This window comes from Paraburkholderia edwinii (assembly GCF_019428685.1).
Classification (GTDB): Bacteria; Pseudomonadota; Gammaproteobacteria; order Burkholderiales; family Burkholderiaceae; genus Paraburkholderia; species Paraburkholderia edwinii.
Genome location: NZ_CP080095.1, coordinates 1,961,988 through 1,975,695, shown reverse-complemented (window position 1 = coordinate 1,975,695; position 13,708 = coordinate 1,961,988). Strand labels below are relative to the sequence as shown.

At 61.9% G+C, this 13,708-nt stretch carries 16 protein-coding genes and 2 pseudogenes; 6 read left to right on the top strand and 12 right to left on the bottom strand.

The window, feature by feature from the left end; translation table 11 throughout:
* The first annotated feature begins 13 nt into the window (after positions 1-13).
* Complete coding sequence (locus KZJ38_RS08870; RefSeq protein ID WP_219799695.1) at positions 14-178, top strand: hypothetical protein; 165 nt, start codon at positions 14-16, stop codon at positions 176-178.
* A 36-nt stretch (positions 179-214) separates the two neighbouring features.
* Positions 215-376 (top strand): DUF1328 family protein, encoded by a 162-nt coding sequence (locus KZJ38_RS08865; RefSeq protein ID WP_219799694.1) that lies wholly within the window; start codon positions 215-217, stop codon positions 374-376.
* Positions 377-592: 216 nt separating this feature from the next.
* Here KZJ38_RS08865 and KZJ38_RS08860 read toward each other — a convergent pair whose 3' ends face one another.
* Positions 593-796: a hypothetical protein gene (locus KZJ38_RS08860; protein ID WP_219799693.1), complete on the bottom strand. Its 204-nt coding sequence runs from the start codon at positions 794-796 to the stop codon at positions 593-595.
* Between the two features lie 209 nt (positions 797-1,005).
* Positions 1,006-1,686: a TetR/AcrR family transcriptional regulator gene (locus KZJ38_RS08855; RefSeq protein ID WP_219799692.1), complete on the bottom strand. Its 681-nt coding sequence runs from the start codon at positions 1,684-1,686 to the stop codon at positions 1,006-1,008.
* Positions 1,687-1,919: 233 nt separating this feature from the next.
* Between KZJ38_RS08855 and KZJ38_RS08850 the strand changes: the two genes are divergently transcribed.
* Both KZJ38_RS08850 and KZJ38_RS08845 read left to right on the top strand, forming a co-directional pair.
* Entirely contained in the window at positions 1,920-2,306 is a 387-nt protein-coding gene (locus KZJ38_RS08850; protein ID WP_219799691.1) for a YybH family protein, read from the top strand.
* 170 nt (positions 2,307-2,476) lie between these two features.
* A complete protein-coding gene (locus KZJ38_RS08845) occupies positions 2,477-3,184 on the top strand; it encodes a TetR/AcrR family transcriptional regulator (RefSeq protein ID WP_219799690.1) in 708 nt (235 codons plus the stop codon).
* A gap of 105 nt (positions 3,185-3,289) precedes the next feature.
* Here the strand turns inward: KZJ38_RS08845 and KZJ38_RS08840 are convergent, their stop codons facing one another.
* The 3 genes and pseudogenes from KZJ38_RS08840 to KZJ38_RS08830 all read right to left on the bottom strand — a co-directional run bounded on the left by KZJ38_RS08840 (position 3,290) and on the right by KZJ38_RS08830 (position 5,914).
* Complete coding sequence (locus KZJ38_RS08840; protein WP_075157521.1) at positions 3,290-3,784, bottom strand: Lrp/AsnC family transcriptional regulator; 495 nt, start codon at positions 3,782-3,784, stop codon at positions 3,290-3,292.
* A gap of 194 nt (positions 3,785-3,978) precedes the next feature.
* Positions 3,979-5,288: pseudogene (locus KZJ38_RS08835) on the bottom strand (AMP-binding protein).
* Between the two features lie 134 nt (positions 5,289-5,422).
* Entirely contained in the window at positions 5,423-5,914 is a 492-nt protein-coding gene (locus tag KZJ38_RS08830; protein WP_219799689.1) for an MgtC/SapB family protein, read from the bottom strand.
* 37 nt (positions 5,915-5,951) lie between these two features.
* Between KZJ38_RS08830 and KZJ38_RS08825 the strand changes: the two genes are divergently transcribed.
* Complete coding sequence (locus KZJ38_RS08825) at positions 5,952-6,158, top strand: hypothetical protein (RefSeq protein WP_219799688.1); 207 nt, start codon at positions 5,952-5,954, stop codon at positions 6,156-6,158.
* 159 nt (positions 6,159-6,317) lie between these two features.
* Positions 6,318-6,590, top strand: coding sequence for a hypothetical protein (locus tag KZJ38_RS08820; RefSeq protein WP_219799687.1), 273 nt, complete (start codon positions 6,318-6,320; stop codon positions 6,588-6,590).
* Between the two features lie 30 nt (positions 6,591-6,620).
* Here KZJ38_RS08820 and KZJ38_RS08815 read toward each other — a convergent pair.
* The 7 genes and pseudogenes from KZJ38_RS08815 to KZJ38_RS08785 all read right to left on the bottom strand — a co-directional run bounded on the left by KZJ38_RS08815 (position 6,621) and on the right by KZJ38_RS08785 (position 13,629).
* A pseudogene (locus KZJ38_RS08815) lies at positions 6,621-7,183 on the bottom strand (cupin domain-containing protein).
* Positions 7,184-7,220: 37 nt separating this feature from the next.
* The gene (locus tag KZJ38_RS08810) at positions 7,221-7,541 is read right to left on the bottom strand and encodes a hypothetical protein (RefSeq protein WP_219799686.1); all 321 of its coding nucleotides are present in this window, start codon (positions 7,539-7,541) and stop codon (positions 7,221-7,223) included.
* Between the two features lie 71 nt (positions 7,542-7,612).
* Positions 7,613-8,938 carry a chloride channel protein gene (locus KZJ38_RS08805; RefSeq protein ID WP_219799685.1) on the bottom strand — a complete coding sequence of 442 codons (1,326 nt, stop codon included), beginning with the start codon at positions 8,936-8,938 and terminating at the stop codon, positions 7,613-7,615.
* Between the two features lie 355 nt (positions 8,939-9,293).
* On the bottom strand, positions 9,294-9,923 hold the full coding sequence (locus KZJ38_RS08800) for a DAK2 domain-containing protein (RefSeq protein ID WP_219799684.1): 630 nt from the start codon (positions 9,921-9,923) through the stop codon (positions 9,294-9,296).
* A gap of 99 nt (positions 9,924-10,022) precedes the next feature.
* Positions 10,023-11,033, bottom strand: coding sequence for a dihydroxyacetone kinase subunit DhaK (locus KZJ38_RS08795; protein ID WP_219799683.1), 1,011 nt, complete (start codon positions 11,031-11,033; stop codon positions 10,023-10,025).
* Positions 11,034-11,074: 41 nt separating this feature from the next.
* Positions 11,075-12,076: an ABC transporter permease gene (locus tag KZJ38_RS08790; RefSeq protein ID WP_219799682.1), complete on the bottom strand. Its 1,002-nt coding sequence runs from the start codon at positions 12,074-12,076 to the stop codon at positions 11,075-11,077.
* Entirely contained in the window at positions 12,073-13,629 is a 1,557-nt protein-coding gene (locus KZJ38_RS08785; RefSeq protein ID WP_219799681.1) for a sugar ABC transporter ATP-binding protein, read from the bottom strand. Before KZJ38_RS08785 ends, KZJ38_RS08790 begins: the two co-directional genes overlap by 4 nt.
* Positions 13,630-13,708: the final 79 nt, after the last annotated feature.

Below are 13,708 nucleotides of genomic sequence, written 5' to 3'. Positions count from 1 at the left end.
ATAAAAAGCGTATTTGCAACGACTCGCCTTTTTTACCGCCCGCAAATTCGAAGGAAATATCCGCAAATTTTCCGGAAAAATCGGCGCGCAATGGTTACAGGTGGGCACAGGTGTTGCTCTGGTGGATGCGTCGGCGAGTCGGGTGCATCCGCGCGACGGCCGCCGAAACGCGAATTGATCAGACCATTCAGCTACTCAACGATGGAGGAAACTCATGCTTCGATACGCTGCCATCTTCTTCGTGATCGCCATTATTGCGGCCGTGTTCGTCTTTGGCGGCATAGCGGCCGGCGCCGCCGAGATCGCGAAGGTGCTGTTCTTTATCTTTATCGTGATCTTCCTCATCACGCTGCTGATGGGCGTCGTCCGACGGTGACATGCACGGCGTGAAATGCGCGAACCGGCGCTTGTGGCCGCAAAAATTGCAAGCCCTGCGAATGCGATTGAAAAAGTTGCCACTTGCGCCGGATGCCATTTCAATCCGGACTTCATCAGTTCGGACAGCAGACGGGCCGCGCCGATGCAGGCGCGCGCATGCAGGCGCACGCACTTCGCCGCATTCTCGCGGCATTTCGCTTTGCGGCCGGAGACTTTACGACTGGGCCCGTGCTTCGAGTGCAAGCAAAGCTTCGTTAAGCTTCTTTACGCGACTGCGTTGTGACGGCACAGATGCGGCGGAGGTAACGCTCTCCACGCGCTTGCGCCAGTATGAAAGCGGAATCCGATCATTCGCCGAGATATGGGTAAGCACCTGCTCGAGGTGCTGGATGTCCGTTTCCAGCTGGTAATGATTCATAGCCTTCCCCGTGACGGCCAGGCGTTTTATAACAACTATTCGATCGCCAGGCGCCCAACAAGCTTTCTTGTTCGAGTGGAAAGAATAGACAGACGATTGGCCCGTCCGCGGACCGACAATATGACATCGTCACAAAAGGTCAAGCAAGAGGCTCGCACCGTATGCGAGGATTCCTCATAACTTTAGCCTTCCACGCAAATGTAACCGGCTTATGCGCCCTGCGCATCGGCGTTATCGGACGATCCGCTATCTGTCGTTGCCACGGCTAGTGGCAGATCATGGCTGATGAAACCGAGAATGAGGCGCACCATTTCGTCCTCGAACCTGCGAGTACCAAGGTAGCCGGGCCGCTCGAGCGCCGTTGCGAGCAACACGCCCGAGATCGCACGGAACAGCACGAAGCGCGCTTCGTCGGCGGCAATGCGCTTGCCGAGGTCGGGATTCTCGTTATGCAAGGCATCCGAGATGAGCCGGAAGTAGCGCTGCAGGCCCTCGCCGATCGGCGAGTTGGGTGCCGCCCCGCTCCACTCGGCGCGCAGGATACCGTAGAGACGCGGCCTGTCGCCGATGAACGCGGCCATGGCGCGTATCATGCGGCGCGCATTGATGCCGGTGCCGGACGGCGCCGCATCGGCAAGCGCGTTGCTCATCAGTTCGGTGAGACGGTCCAGTTCGCGCCGCGCGAGAGCCTCGACGAGGCCTTCCTTGTTCGGGAAATACTGGTAGAGCGCGCCGATGCTGAAGCCCGCGGCGTCGGCTACGCGCTGAGTGGTCAGTCCTGATTTGCCATGTACTTCGAGAGTGCGCGCGGCGGCTTCGAGAATGCTGTCGAGTGCGAATGACGCGCGGGCCTGCTTCGGCCGACGTCGTTCCGAAGACGAGTTGGACAAAGGGACTCCTATGACGGGACACGGCTATCTTAGTTGAGTTGGCAACGGCTTTCAGCAAGCATTGTGTAATATCCGCAACGCTTGCGCGAATGGCACAAGTTAAAGGCCATTTGTTCCGTCATTCGGCTCTCGTTGGCGCCGTTACGAAAATGACCTGAACCCGGGTTCAACTCTGACAGGACCATGTGGCGCACAATCGAAAGCGCCATGCAAAACGAATGGAGGAAAGACAAATGACCGAAGATGAACGCGCGATTCGCGATCTCGTGGATACGTGGCTTGCCGCGACGCGGGCGGGCGATTTCGCCACGGTGTCGAGCCTGATCGCCGAAGACGCCGTTTTTATGGTGCCGGGCGAAAAGCCATTCGGCAAAACGGCTTTTATGGCCGGCTCCGAAAGTTTCAAGCCGGCGCATTTCGAAGCGAAGAGCGATATCGAGGAATTACAGATATCTGGTGACTGGGCCTTCATACGCAATTACCTTGACGTGACGATGACACCAGCTGCCAATGCGCAATCCGTGCGTCGCACAGGCTATACCTTGACCGTTTTACGCAAGGAACCCAACGGCAAATGGGTACTCGCAAGAGACGCGAATCTCATGGTCATGAAATCGTAAGAAAAAGCGCGGCGCGTGAGCGGGTCGCGAGAGCCCGGAAATGCGAAGAAAGTCACAATCGTCTAACTTCGTGTGGCACCGTATGCCGAATGCCTTATAACGTTTTGTTTTGGACTTGCAGCATTCCGCGAACCTGAGTAATAATCAAATCTCGATCCTCAGGGGGTTTCGTGGTTCTATCGCCTAAATTCACCAGCCCAAAACTGGCTGCGAAGATTCTTGGCGCACGTTCGGAACAACGCGTAATCGATATTCTGAATACGGCTCAAGTTGTATTCGGGGAACAGGGCTTCGACCGCGGCACGACCGCGGAAATCGCGCGCCGGCTCAACATTTCCGAGGCGACGATCTTCACGTATTTCGGCAGCAAGCGTGAGCTTTGCCAGGAATTGCTCTACACCTGGTACACGATGATCACCGCGCAAATGGAAGAGGACTTTCCTCGCACGGAAGGCTTGCGCAACAAGATCGACTACGTCGTGACGCGGCACCTCAATTACCTGATGCAAGATACGAAAGGTTTTTGCGCGCTCATCCTTAGCGAAGGGCGCACGGTGCATGGCGAGTTCGCCGAAGATCTGGCCGATCTCAAACGCCGCTATCTGGCGAGCTTCATGGTCGCGTTGCGGGAAGCGCAAGCGGCCGGCGAGATCGACCCGGAGATCCGCCTGTCGATCGTGCGCGACATGCTGTTCGGCATGATGGAACACATCCTGTGGCGCAATATCGAAGCCAATCGCACACCGGACATCGCCGCTACCGCGTCGGAAGTCACCCGGCTCATCATGAAGGCAATCGCGCCGAATGGCGACGAATTACGCCGCCTGCGTCAGTTCCGCGAGGACGTCGCCGCGTCGCTCAAACGTATCGATCGATAACGCGGCGCAAAAGGCACTGCGCGGCGAATGATTGTCGCCGCGCAGGCAAATAGAGATGAAATCGCTGTTATGCGAATAGCGCACCAGGCACGCACCAGGGCATGCTTACACGCACGGGCTCGGGCCGCGTTCGAGATAGGTGGTCAACGCAATATAGCTGCGTGTTCCGGCAAAGCCTTCGATTGAATGAATGCGCTCGAGCAAACGTTCAAGACTTTGCGTGTCGCGCGTGCGAACCTTCAGAAGCATCGCGCTTTCGCCGGTGACGGTATGAATCTCTTCGATATCGGGCAACTCTTCGAGCTGCAGCAGCTGGCGCGTGACCATCCAGCTTGTCGTATCGACATGCACGAATGCAAGCAGAGGCCGGCCAAGTTTTGCGGCGTCCATCGTGACGACGGTTGCCTTGACGACGCCGTCCTGACGCAAGCGCTTCGCGCGTTCATGTACCGCGGGCGCGGAAAGGTGAAGGCGTTTGCCGAGTTCGGCGTACGTGAGGCGTGCGTCTTCCGATAACAACGCCAATAGTTTGCGGTCAGTAGCGTCCAGTGTCGTTCCCGCACACGATTTTTTGCGATCCTTATCGGTCCCTGAAGTCATCTAGCCTCACCTGAACAAATCAGAGGCTGGTTGAGCTTTAGTCAAGTTAAAAATGCAAACATCTACATCTTTTTAATGAACTCCGCCCAACGAGCCGAATTTACCAGCTGCGCGGGGTTGAGTATAGCTCAAGTGAAAAAATGATGCCCACAATATGTCGACACTTTGTATGGCTTCAATCAAATATCCGCGCTTTACAGAACATTGTTGTCCCGCAAAGTTGCTAATGCCGCGCGTGCCGCGTATTCGCGCAGTTCGCGTCGGATCACTTTGCCTGTCGCCGTTAACGGCAGATCACCCACAAAATGAATGACGCGCGGATATTCGTGCGCGGCGAGCCTTGTCTTTACATGCTGCTGCAACTCGGCGCGCAATGCATCGTCAGGCAGCATAGCTGCCGTTGAGCATGACAAACGCGGTGACCGTCCCGGTGCGTTGCCGGTCGGGCGTGCCGACCACGGCAGCCATGCGCACCACCGGATGCCGCAACAGGCCGTCTTCGATCGGCCCCGGGATGCGGTATGACTCGTTGGTAATAACGTCATCGTCGCAGCCGACGAGGCGAATGAACCCTTCGTCGTCCGCAACGCCGGTATCGCCGGTCACAAGCTATTCGCCACGAAATTTGTCACGCGTCGCCGCATCGTTGCGCCAATAGCCGATAAACATCACAGGGTCGGGCACGCGCACCGCGATATCGCCTTGCGTGTCAACCCGGCGCCGAGCGACTCGCCGCCGCGTGCGACCGCGCGCAACGCGAAACGCCAACGCTCCGGTTGCTCAATGGTGCGCATCATTTTCAGCGCGGTCGGCGGCACGAACGCATACGTGACATGCGTGCCACTGCATGAAGTCGAATGCCACCGGCGCATCGAATTTTTCCAAGCGTCGCGCGAGCACGGCGACACCCGTGATGCAACGACGGCAGCAGCACGTCGTAGAGCCCGCCGATCCAGGCCCAGTCAGCGGGCGTCCACATCGCCGTCGCGCCGTCCGGAAAGAACCCTTGCCACATCTCTACGCCAGGCAAATGTCCGGGCGGCACCCGGTGCGCGTGCAGCGCGCCCTTCGGCTTGCCGACCGTTCCCGGCGTGTAGATGATCACGGCCGGATCGTCGGCTGAGGTGGGTGGCGCGTCGAACGCTTCGGAAGTCGAATTCAGCGCAGGCCAGAACGCGCGCACGCCGCTGTCGGCAAGGCGATACTGCAGCGCGTCGGGCCCAAAGAGCGCAAACAATGGCACGGCAATCGCACCGCATTTGTAGACGGCCACATGCGCAATTGCCGTTTCGACCGATTGGCACAGAAAAATGCCGACATGATCTCCCTTTCGCACGCCGTCGCGCCGGAGCGCATGCGCAATGCCGTCAGAGCAGCGCTTCAGTACATCGAACGTATAACGTTCGATGCGGCCGTTCCGCGACTCCTGAACGATTGCAAGACGCCCGCTGCCATCGGCCCACCTGTCGCACGCGTCGATGCCGATGTTGTATCGCGCGGGAATGCGTCATTCGAAACGGGCCGATGTCTCCTCGTCGCTGTCGAAACGATTCAGCGTGAAGCGCCCGAATATTGTTCGCCTGAAGTTTGATCGGAGCGTGTTCCGGAGATCTCGCGCGGTCGAACCTTACGATACGCTCACGTGTCGTGCGGCCCTACCGACCGCTTTAACGCGCGCAAGCCCCCGAGAATCAGCAGCGCGATAGCGGTGCTGAGAATTGCCGTCGCCTCGCGTCCAAGCCCTGCCGCGACGCCAACACCGGCCGCGAACCACAGGCTCGCCGCCGTCGTGAGTCCGCGCACTTCACGTTCGGCGCTCAGTTTGATGATCGCGCCGGCGCCGAGAAAACCGATGCCGGACACGAGCCCTTGCAGTACGCGGCTCATGTCGTCCTGCGCGAAGCCCGCCTGCAACGGCACGAGCACGAACAGCGCGGAGCCGGTCGAGACAAGCATATGAGTGCGCAAGCCCGCGTCCCGTCCGGCCAGTTCGCGCTCGAAACCGAGCACGCTGCCGAGCACGAGCGCCACGCACAGGCGTATCACGAGCTGCGTGATGCTCGCCACATCGTTGAGGTCGGAAAACTCGCGCTGAGCGACCACCCAGACCTCATGCATCCAGCCGTTCATTTTGGTTCTCCTTACGGTCGGCAGAAAGCGGGCCGCGTTGTTCGCTCTGGCCGCGTTGTTCGCTCTGGCCGCGTTGTTCGCTCTGGCCGCGTTGTTCGCTCTGGCCGCGTTGTTCGCTCTGGCCGCGTTGACCGCTCTGGTCGCATCGACCGATCTGATCGCGTCGTTCAGCCGACCGACGGCACGGCCGCGCGACACGGGTCGTGCCTCGCCTGAACGGGGGCGCGATCCGATGCCAGTATGATGACGGCTGCGAGCGAACGCGCAACTGTCTGCCGCACGATGCCATATGCAAAACGGCCGCGCCGTTGTCAAACATTGTCGACGGAGGGAGAACCGGGTCTTTGTACCTATTGCCGTCGGGGCCGCCGCGCCCTCACAATGCGCGCACTTCGGGAGGAACATGAAGAGACGTCTGCTGCTCGCTGGGGTGAGCGTGCTGACTGCCTGCACGGCGGTATCGAACGTGGAAGTACGGCCGAACGGCTCGATGATCATCACGAGCCGTGCGCGCAACAGCTTTGCGTCATGGAACAGCATCCGCAATGCGGGAATGAAACACGCGAATGCGTATTGCCGCGAGCAGAACAAGCGTATGCACGCCATCTCGGTGCATACGATCGGCGTGCGCGGCGTCGACAACGAGTCGATCGAAATTACGTTCGAATGCTTCTGATCGCGCGCCGCGGCGCCACCGCGGTTGCTTCTATCTTCCGCCGGCGCGCAACCAGTGATCGATCAACGGTCCGCTTCGACCCGACACCGGATCGGACGGCGGGAACGGCAACGCCTCCATTACCGCGCATTCTTCGGGTGTCAGCGCCTCGCGGCGGATATCCCACTGCTGCCCGCCGGATACGCGCCGACCACGTTGACCCGCCCGCTTGCGGATTGCAGACAGTGGCCGGTGCCCGCGGGCAGCAACATCACATCGCCGGCGCGCACGTGCATGACACGGCCGCGCGGGCCGCCGACAATCACATCGGCTTCGCCGGACACGATCGCGAGCACTTCGTGCGCGGTCGAGTGGAAATGGTGATAGTCGAAGATACTGTCGCGCCAGCGCGGCGGCCACTGGTGTTCCTCGAACAGCGCTTCGATTGCAACGGCGCGCTCGTCGGCGTCGATATCCGGGTCGGTTTGCAGCGCGTTCCGGTACACGATGACCGGCAGCTTGCGATTGTTTGGCACCCAGTCGTGGGGCGCCAGCTTGAATACTTCGATATCGAGTTTCGTTGCATCGGGTCGGATGGCGGGGTCCGCATGCATGTGTTGCCTCCAGCGATCGTTACAGCGAGTGTTCAGGTCAGGCAGCACCGGCATGCGACCGGTTCCCGATGAATTCGCGCAGCGCAAAGTCCGATGGACCAGGCGCCGGTACGCCTTTCGGCGGGTCCGGGTCGCCTAATGGATCGGTGGCGTCGGCTGGGTCTGCGGAGTCGGCAGAATTTGCCTGATTGTCTTTCTCGGGCTGCTCGTTCTTCTCGGGCAGCGGCTGATTGACGCCGGGCTCGACCGGCGTCGGTATGGCGTCGCCAATTGGCTTCGATGTTTCAGTCGGCGACTCTTCAGAAGGATCGAGCGGTTCGGGGTTGTCTTTGCCGGTACCGGGTTTGGTCGTGGCCATCGTGCGCTCCATGAACACTACTGAGCATACGGCGCAGCAACGGGCGTACCTGGCGCAAACAGCGACGCGCCTTATACCGAGGCGCCTTGCGTAGGCGCGCCGCGCCGCGGCTTGCGCGCCAGCATTTTGCACAGCCGGTTGGCGGCGATCGACCCCACCACAGCGAGAACGATCGGCACGAGCATCGCATCGCGCATATGGGTGAACTCCGCGATCAGCACGACCGCGGTGATCGGCATATTCATCGACGATGCGAGAAACGCGGACGCGCCAATCAGCGCAAACGCGCCGGTGGGCAAACCGATGCCGAAAAGCCCGCATACGCTGCCCAGCACGATGCCGGCGAGCGAACCGATCGCAAGGCTCGGCGTCAGTACGCCGCCATACGCGCCCACGCGCAGGCTGCTGATCGTCACCACCACTCTGAGCGCGAGCAGCGTGGCGGCGAGACTCACCGTCAGATGGGTGTCGAAGCCCAGTTGCGCGGCGCTTTTGCCATTGCCGAGCAATTGCGGAAAGTAGATAGAGAGCGCGCCGACCGCGGTGAAGTTCAGCATGCAGAACACGGGCAAGCGCCAGCCGCCGCGTGGCGCCGCCGCACCCGCCTTCTTCGCGACCCAACTGAAGCCATAGGCAGCGACACCGAGAATCGGCCCCACGATAACCGCCCAGATAATCAGACTCGTGCTGTCTGTGAGCACGGGCACGACGTACATCGGCAAGTCGCCGAGACCGAGCCGCGCGATTAACGCGGCGATCACCGAAGTGGCCAGCGCCATTGCCACCGCGGTCGCATTCAACGTGACGAGCAGCACTTCGAGCACGAACACCGCACCGCCGAGCGGCACGTTATAGACAGCCGCGAGCCCCGCTCCCGCACCGCACGCGATCAGCAGACGAACCTCCGCGGGCGTGAGCCGCGCCACCTTCCCGAGCCAGCCGGAGATAACGGCGCCGAGTTCGCGCGGTGCGGTCTCGCGGCCGAGCGGCGAACCGAGCGCGACGGTGACGATTTGCAGCAGCACATGCACGAGCGTCGTGCGCGGCGGCATCGGCGCATCGGGCGAAGCGAGCGTCTTCGAGATGCTGACGAGCGGCCGGCCGAAACGATGGAGCGCCCACCATCCGAACCCCGCGATCACGCCGCAAACGAACATCACGATCACGCGGCGTAGCGGCGACGCATCGGTCACGCCTTGCAGAAAAGTAAGCGTATCGACGAGCTTGTCGAGGCTATAGCCGTATGCGACATGCTGAATGCCGTGCAGCAGCAGCGCGAGCAGCGCGCCGCCAATCCCCGCGCCGACGCCGGTCGCAACCGTCGCCACCACGAGGCGCACCACGGTGCGGCCGGGACGCGGCGTCTGCGCGGGCTCGCGAGCGGTTTCGGAAGGCATGAAGGAGGTCCCTGTAAGGCTTTGGCGACCCGAGCACTATAGGATTTACATCCTGATGAATCAAATGACTCTGCCTGAGCCACTGACGCGGCCGCGGCATCGACGCACGAACCGGTATGCCGCGCACGCCCGGTCGTCGCCGTCAGCCTCTGCCGTCAGTCGCTGCTACGAGCCTTGCTATAAGCCTTGCAAAGCTACGCGAAGCGAGCGCTTCGCCATTTCACAACCGCACTGCAGAAATGCATCGCGCACGCAGCCTTTCACTAGCTACTAAAGCACGCTACATCGATGCATCGATGCATCGATGCATCGACGCTTCAACACTTCAATGCATTGATGTAAAGCGCCGACTTGATCACCCAGCTCCAAACGCATTACGCAGCTTCTCGAGAAACCGCAGATAAGCAGTCGCACCCGGATCGGGATGCCCGATGCTGCGCTCCTGCACCCATGCTGCGCGGCCCTTCTGCGATTGCAACGCGGCCGTCGATTCGACCTGTTCCTTCGCGATGCTGATCATCGAGTCGAGCAATGCAGTCGCATCGCCCTGCGATGCTTCGAGCACATCGAGGCTCGGCACGAGCGCATCGAGCACCGTCTTGTCGCCGACTTTGCTCTTGCCGCGTTCGGTGATGCGCGCCGCAATCGCGCGGCCGATTGCGAGCGCATCGGCTTTTTCAAGCGCCTGTTTGCCGGTTACGGTCTTTGCGGCGGCCAGCAACCCGCCGCCGACCAGCGCGGCAAACGTCGACGGATTCGCGGTCGAAAACGCCTTGCCCGCGGCGAGCAGCAGGTCCGACGCCGATGCGTCCGCGGGCAGCGCGGCCCACGCCGCGACCACCGCCTTCGAACCCGACCGCACGGTGATGCCGAGGTCGCCGTCGCCGAGCGCCGCGTCGAGATCGCGTAGCTCGTCGGTATGCTCAGGCAGCGCATCGAGCGCGCGGCTCACGCGCTCGCGCATTTCATTGCTGGAAACGGCCATGCGAATCTCTCCTCACTTCGGTTCATCGAGGCGACGCCGAGCTTGTGTGATAGCCACGGAAGCCAGCCATCGCCGGCCACCGCGGGCCATCACACGCCCTCAGGGCAGCAGCCAGTCGCGAAAGAACGGTGAACGCGCGGGCGCCGCGAGCAGCGCCTCGAGTTCGTCGTCGAGCTTCATCACGGTGATCGATGCGCCCGCCATCTCGAGGCTCGTTACGTATTCGCCGACATACGAGCGCGCGATCGTGAGCCCCTGGTCCGCGATGTTCTTCGCGGTGCGCCGATACAGCAGATACAGTTCTTCGAGCGGCGTGGCGCCAAGCCCATTGACCAGCACCGCAACGCGCGTACCCTTCGGTGCCGCGAGATCGCGCAGGATCTCGCTGGAGAGCCGGTCCGCAATCGCATCGGCCGTTTCCAGCGCGCCGCGATGCGTGCCCGGCTCGCCATGAATGCCGATGCCGATTTCCATTTGACCTTCAGGCAGCGTAAAGGTCGGCTTGCCCGCGGCGGGCAGAATGGTCGGCGACAAGCCGACGCCCATCGTCCGGCATGCGTCGTTCGCCTTGGCCGTGATGCGCGCGACGTCTTCGAGCGAATCGCCGCGTTCGGCCGCCGCACCGCCGCATTTGAACGCGAACACCATGCCCGCGACACCGCGCCGGTCGCTCGCACGCGCGGACGGCGCCGATGCGACATCGTCGGTCAGCACCACGGTCTTCACATCGATACCTTCCGCCTCGGCAAGATCCGCCGCGAGATCGAAGTTGAGCACGTCGCCGCCGTAATTGCCGTACACGTAGAGCACGCCCGCGCCGCCGTTCACGGCTTTCGTCGCTTCGAAAATCTGCTCTGACGACGGCGACGAAAACACATTGCCGACCGCAACGCCGCTGCACAGTCCCTGCCCCACGTAGCCGAGAAATCCCGGCATATGGCCGGAGCCGCCGCCCGTCACGATGCCGACATGCCCTGCTTTCGGCGCATCGGCGCGCACGAGCGCGCGGTGGTCTGCGGTGGCGGGCTTGATCCAGCCAGGATGAGCGACAAACAGCGATTCGATGATTTCGTCGACGAATTGGTCCGGCTGGTTGATGATCTTTTTCACGCGTTTCTCCAGAGTTTGGTCTGCCTGAAAAGAAAAGGGATTCAGTTCTTGCGGCGCTGGCTCAGCGCATCGAGCATCACCGCGGCGAAAATCACGCCGCCTTGAATGAATTGCGTCCAGAACGGGTTCACGCCAAGCAGCGAGAGGCCGACGTTGATCACGCCGATCAGCACGACGCCGATAAAGGTGCCGACAATCGAGCCACGCCCACCTGCGAGCGAGGTGCCGCCGATCACGATGCCGGCGATCACCTGCAGCTCGAGCCCGTTCGCGGCGGAAGGCAGCGCCGAGTTCAATCGCCCGGCGAGCACGATGCCCGCAATCGCCGCGGTCAAGCCGGCAAGCGTGTATGTCAGGAACATCACGCGCTGCACCGGAATACCGGCGAGACGTGCCGCTTCACGATTGCCGCCGACCGCGAACACCTGATGGCCGAACGTCGTCTTGCGCAACAGCACATGGCCGATCACGAACACGACGAGCATCACGAGCATCGGCATCGGTAAGCCGGCAATCGATTTCGCGCCGAATACGGTGAACGCATTCGGGAAATCGAACTTCGTGCGGCCGTCGGAAATCGCGAGCGTGAGGCCGCGTGCCATGGCCATCATCGCAAGCGTGACGATGAACGGCACGAGACGCAGCCATGCGACGGCAAAGCCGTTCAGTGCGCCGACGCCCGCGCCCACCGCAAGCGCGATGACAAGCCCCACCAGACCGAGGCCCAGTGCGTCCGGCGGCGAACCGGCCATAAAGGTCGCGGCCACCATGCCGGTCAACGCGACCAGCGAGCCGACCGACAGATCGATGCCCGACGTGATAATCACGAAGGTGCCGCCGACCGCCGCGATACCGACCACCGACACCTGCACCATGATGTTGGTCAGCGTGCTCGTCGTCAGAAACTCCGGCGACGCGAACGACAACACGATGCAGATAATCACCAGTGCCGCGAACAACGGCCCGATGCCGCTGCGTAATTGCCGGATCACGCGTGTCGACCACGCCTGCGAATCGGCTTCTTTTGCTGCCGTCGAATTCATGCGCCTACTCCTGTCGTCGCCCATTGGATCACCGTCTCCGAATCGGCCTTGTCGCGCGGCAATTCGGTGACGATACGGCCGCGATACATCACAAGCACGCGGTCGGACATGCCAAGCAGCTCCGGCAACTCGGAGCTGACCATCACGACCGCGGCGCCCGCTCGCGCCATCGCGATCATGTGCGCGTAGATCTCGGTCTTTGCGCCGACGTCGATGCCGCGCGTCGGTTCGTCGAGCATGATGACTGCGGGGCCGGTTGCGGTGGCACGGCCGAGAATCACTTTTTGCTGGTTACCGCCCGACAGATTGCCGGTGATCGCCATCACCGACGGCGCGCGCACGGCGAAGCGTGCGCTGGCCTCCTGCGCGAGCTTGCGTTTTTTTGCGCTGCTGACGAAACCGCCTGTGGCGAGCGCTTTAAGGCTCGACAACGCGACGTTTTCTTCGATGCTCGCATCGAGCACGAGTCCTTCGAGCTTGCGGTCTTCGGCGGTATAGACGAGGCCCGCGCTTACGCCGGCCGTAGGCGAATGAATATCGACCTTGCGGCCGCGCACGTGGATTTCGCCTTCCGTCACCTTCTGCGCGCCGAAAATCGCCTTGAGCAATTCGGTGCGGCCGGCGCCGGCAATGCCCGCAATGCCGACGATTTCCCCAGCGCGCACATTGAAGCTCGCATGCCGTACGACCGGCGGGCTCGCGACATCGCGCACGTCGAGCACCACCGGCCCGTATTCGCGCGGCTCCCACGGATAGAACGAATCGAGGTTGCGCGCGACCATCGCCTGCACGAGGTCCTGCTCGGTCCATTGCGACATCGGCCGTGCGTCGACGGTGGCGCCGTCGCGCATCACGACCGCCGAGTCCGCGAGCTCGAATACCTCTTCCAGATGATGCGAAATAAAGATGATGCCCATGCCCGCTTCGCGCAGACGACGCACGACGCGATACAGGTTCGCGATGTCGTCGTGTTGCAGCGCCGCGGTCGGTTCGTCCATCACGAGAATGCGTGCGTCGCGTGCGAGCGCCTTCGCGACTTCGACGAGTTGCCGCTTGTTGAGTGGCAGATCGCCGAGCCGCATCGAGGGCGATACGTTATCGAGCCCGACCTGAACGAGCGCTTCTCGCGCGCGGCGATCCGCGGCACGGCGATTTACGAAACCGCCGCTTGCCGGCATGCGGCCGAGGAACAAATTTTCGGCCACTGTCATATCGTTGACGAGCGACAGTTCCTGATAGATCACCGCGACGCCGGCGTCGATGGCCGCATGCGTGCCGCGCGCAAGCGGCACGCCATTGATGTCGATCGTGCCTTCGTCCGGCTCGTAGGCGCCGGACAGGGTCTTGATCAGCGACGATTTGCCCGCGCCGTTCTCGCCGACAATCGCCATCACATGCCCTGCATGCAGCGTGAGGCTCACGCCGCGCAGCGCCTTGACACCGGGAAAGCTCTTGACGATGCCTTCCATATGCAACAACGGCGGCGCGCCGCCCGCGCGCCCTTCGGCGCGGGCGACGGCTTCGTGCTGCTGCGAACCCGTTTCGGCATTCATGAGTGATTTCGTCCTGCTTTAACGCGTGCGTGAAAGCGCGGCAATGCAATGAAGTGCGTACGTCACGTCGACATCGAGC

Bases quoted from the DNA above. Each gene is read 5' to 3' on its own strand.
- KZJ38_RS08865 (WP_219799694.1), top strand. From the start codon at position 215: ATGCTTCGATACGCTGCCATCTTCTTCGTGATCGCCATTATTGCGGCC.
- KZJ38_RS08860 (WP_219799693.1), bottom strand. From the start codon at position 796: ATGAATCATTACCAGCTGGAAACGGACATCCAGCACCTCGAGCAGGTG.
- KZJ38_RS08850 (WP_219799691.1), top strand. From the start codon at position 1,920: ATGACCGAAGATGAACGCGCGATTCGCGATCTCGTGGATACGTGGCTT.
- KZJ38_RS08840 (WP_075157521.1), bottom strand. From the start codon at position 3,784: ATGACTTCAGGGACCGATAAGGATCGCAAAAAATCGTGTGCGGGAACG.
- KZJ38_RS08830 (WP_219799689.1), bottom strand. From the start codon at position 5,914: ATGAACGGCTGGATGCATGAGGTCTGGGTGGTCGCTCAGCGCGAGTTT.
- KZJ38_RS08820 (WP_219799687.1), top strand. From the start codon at position 6,318: ATGAAGAGACGTCTGCTGCTCGCTGGGGTGAGCGTGCTGACTGCCTGC.
- KZJ38_RS08810 (WP_219799686.1), bottom strand. From the start codon at position 7,541: ATGGCCACGACCAAACCCGGTACCGGCAAAGACAACCCCGAACCGCTC.
- KZJ38_RS08805 (WP_219799685.1), bottom strand. From the start codon at position 8,938: ATGCCTTCCGAAACCGCTCGCGAGCCCGCGCAGACGCCGCGTCCCGGC.
- KZJ38_RS08800 (WP_219799684.1), bottom strand. From the start codon at position 9,923: ATGGCCGTTTCCAGCAATGAAATGCGCGAGCGCGTGAGCCGCGCGCTC.
- KZJ38_RS08790 (WP_219799682.1), bottom strand. From the start codon at position 12,076: ATGAATTCGACGGCAGCAAAAGAAGCCGATTCGCAGGCGTGGTCGACA.
- KZJ38_RS08785 (WP_219799681.1), bottom strand. From the start codon at position 13,629: ATGAATGCCGAAACGGGTTCGCAGCAGCACGAAGCCGTCGCCCGCGCC.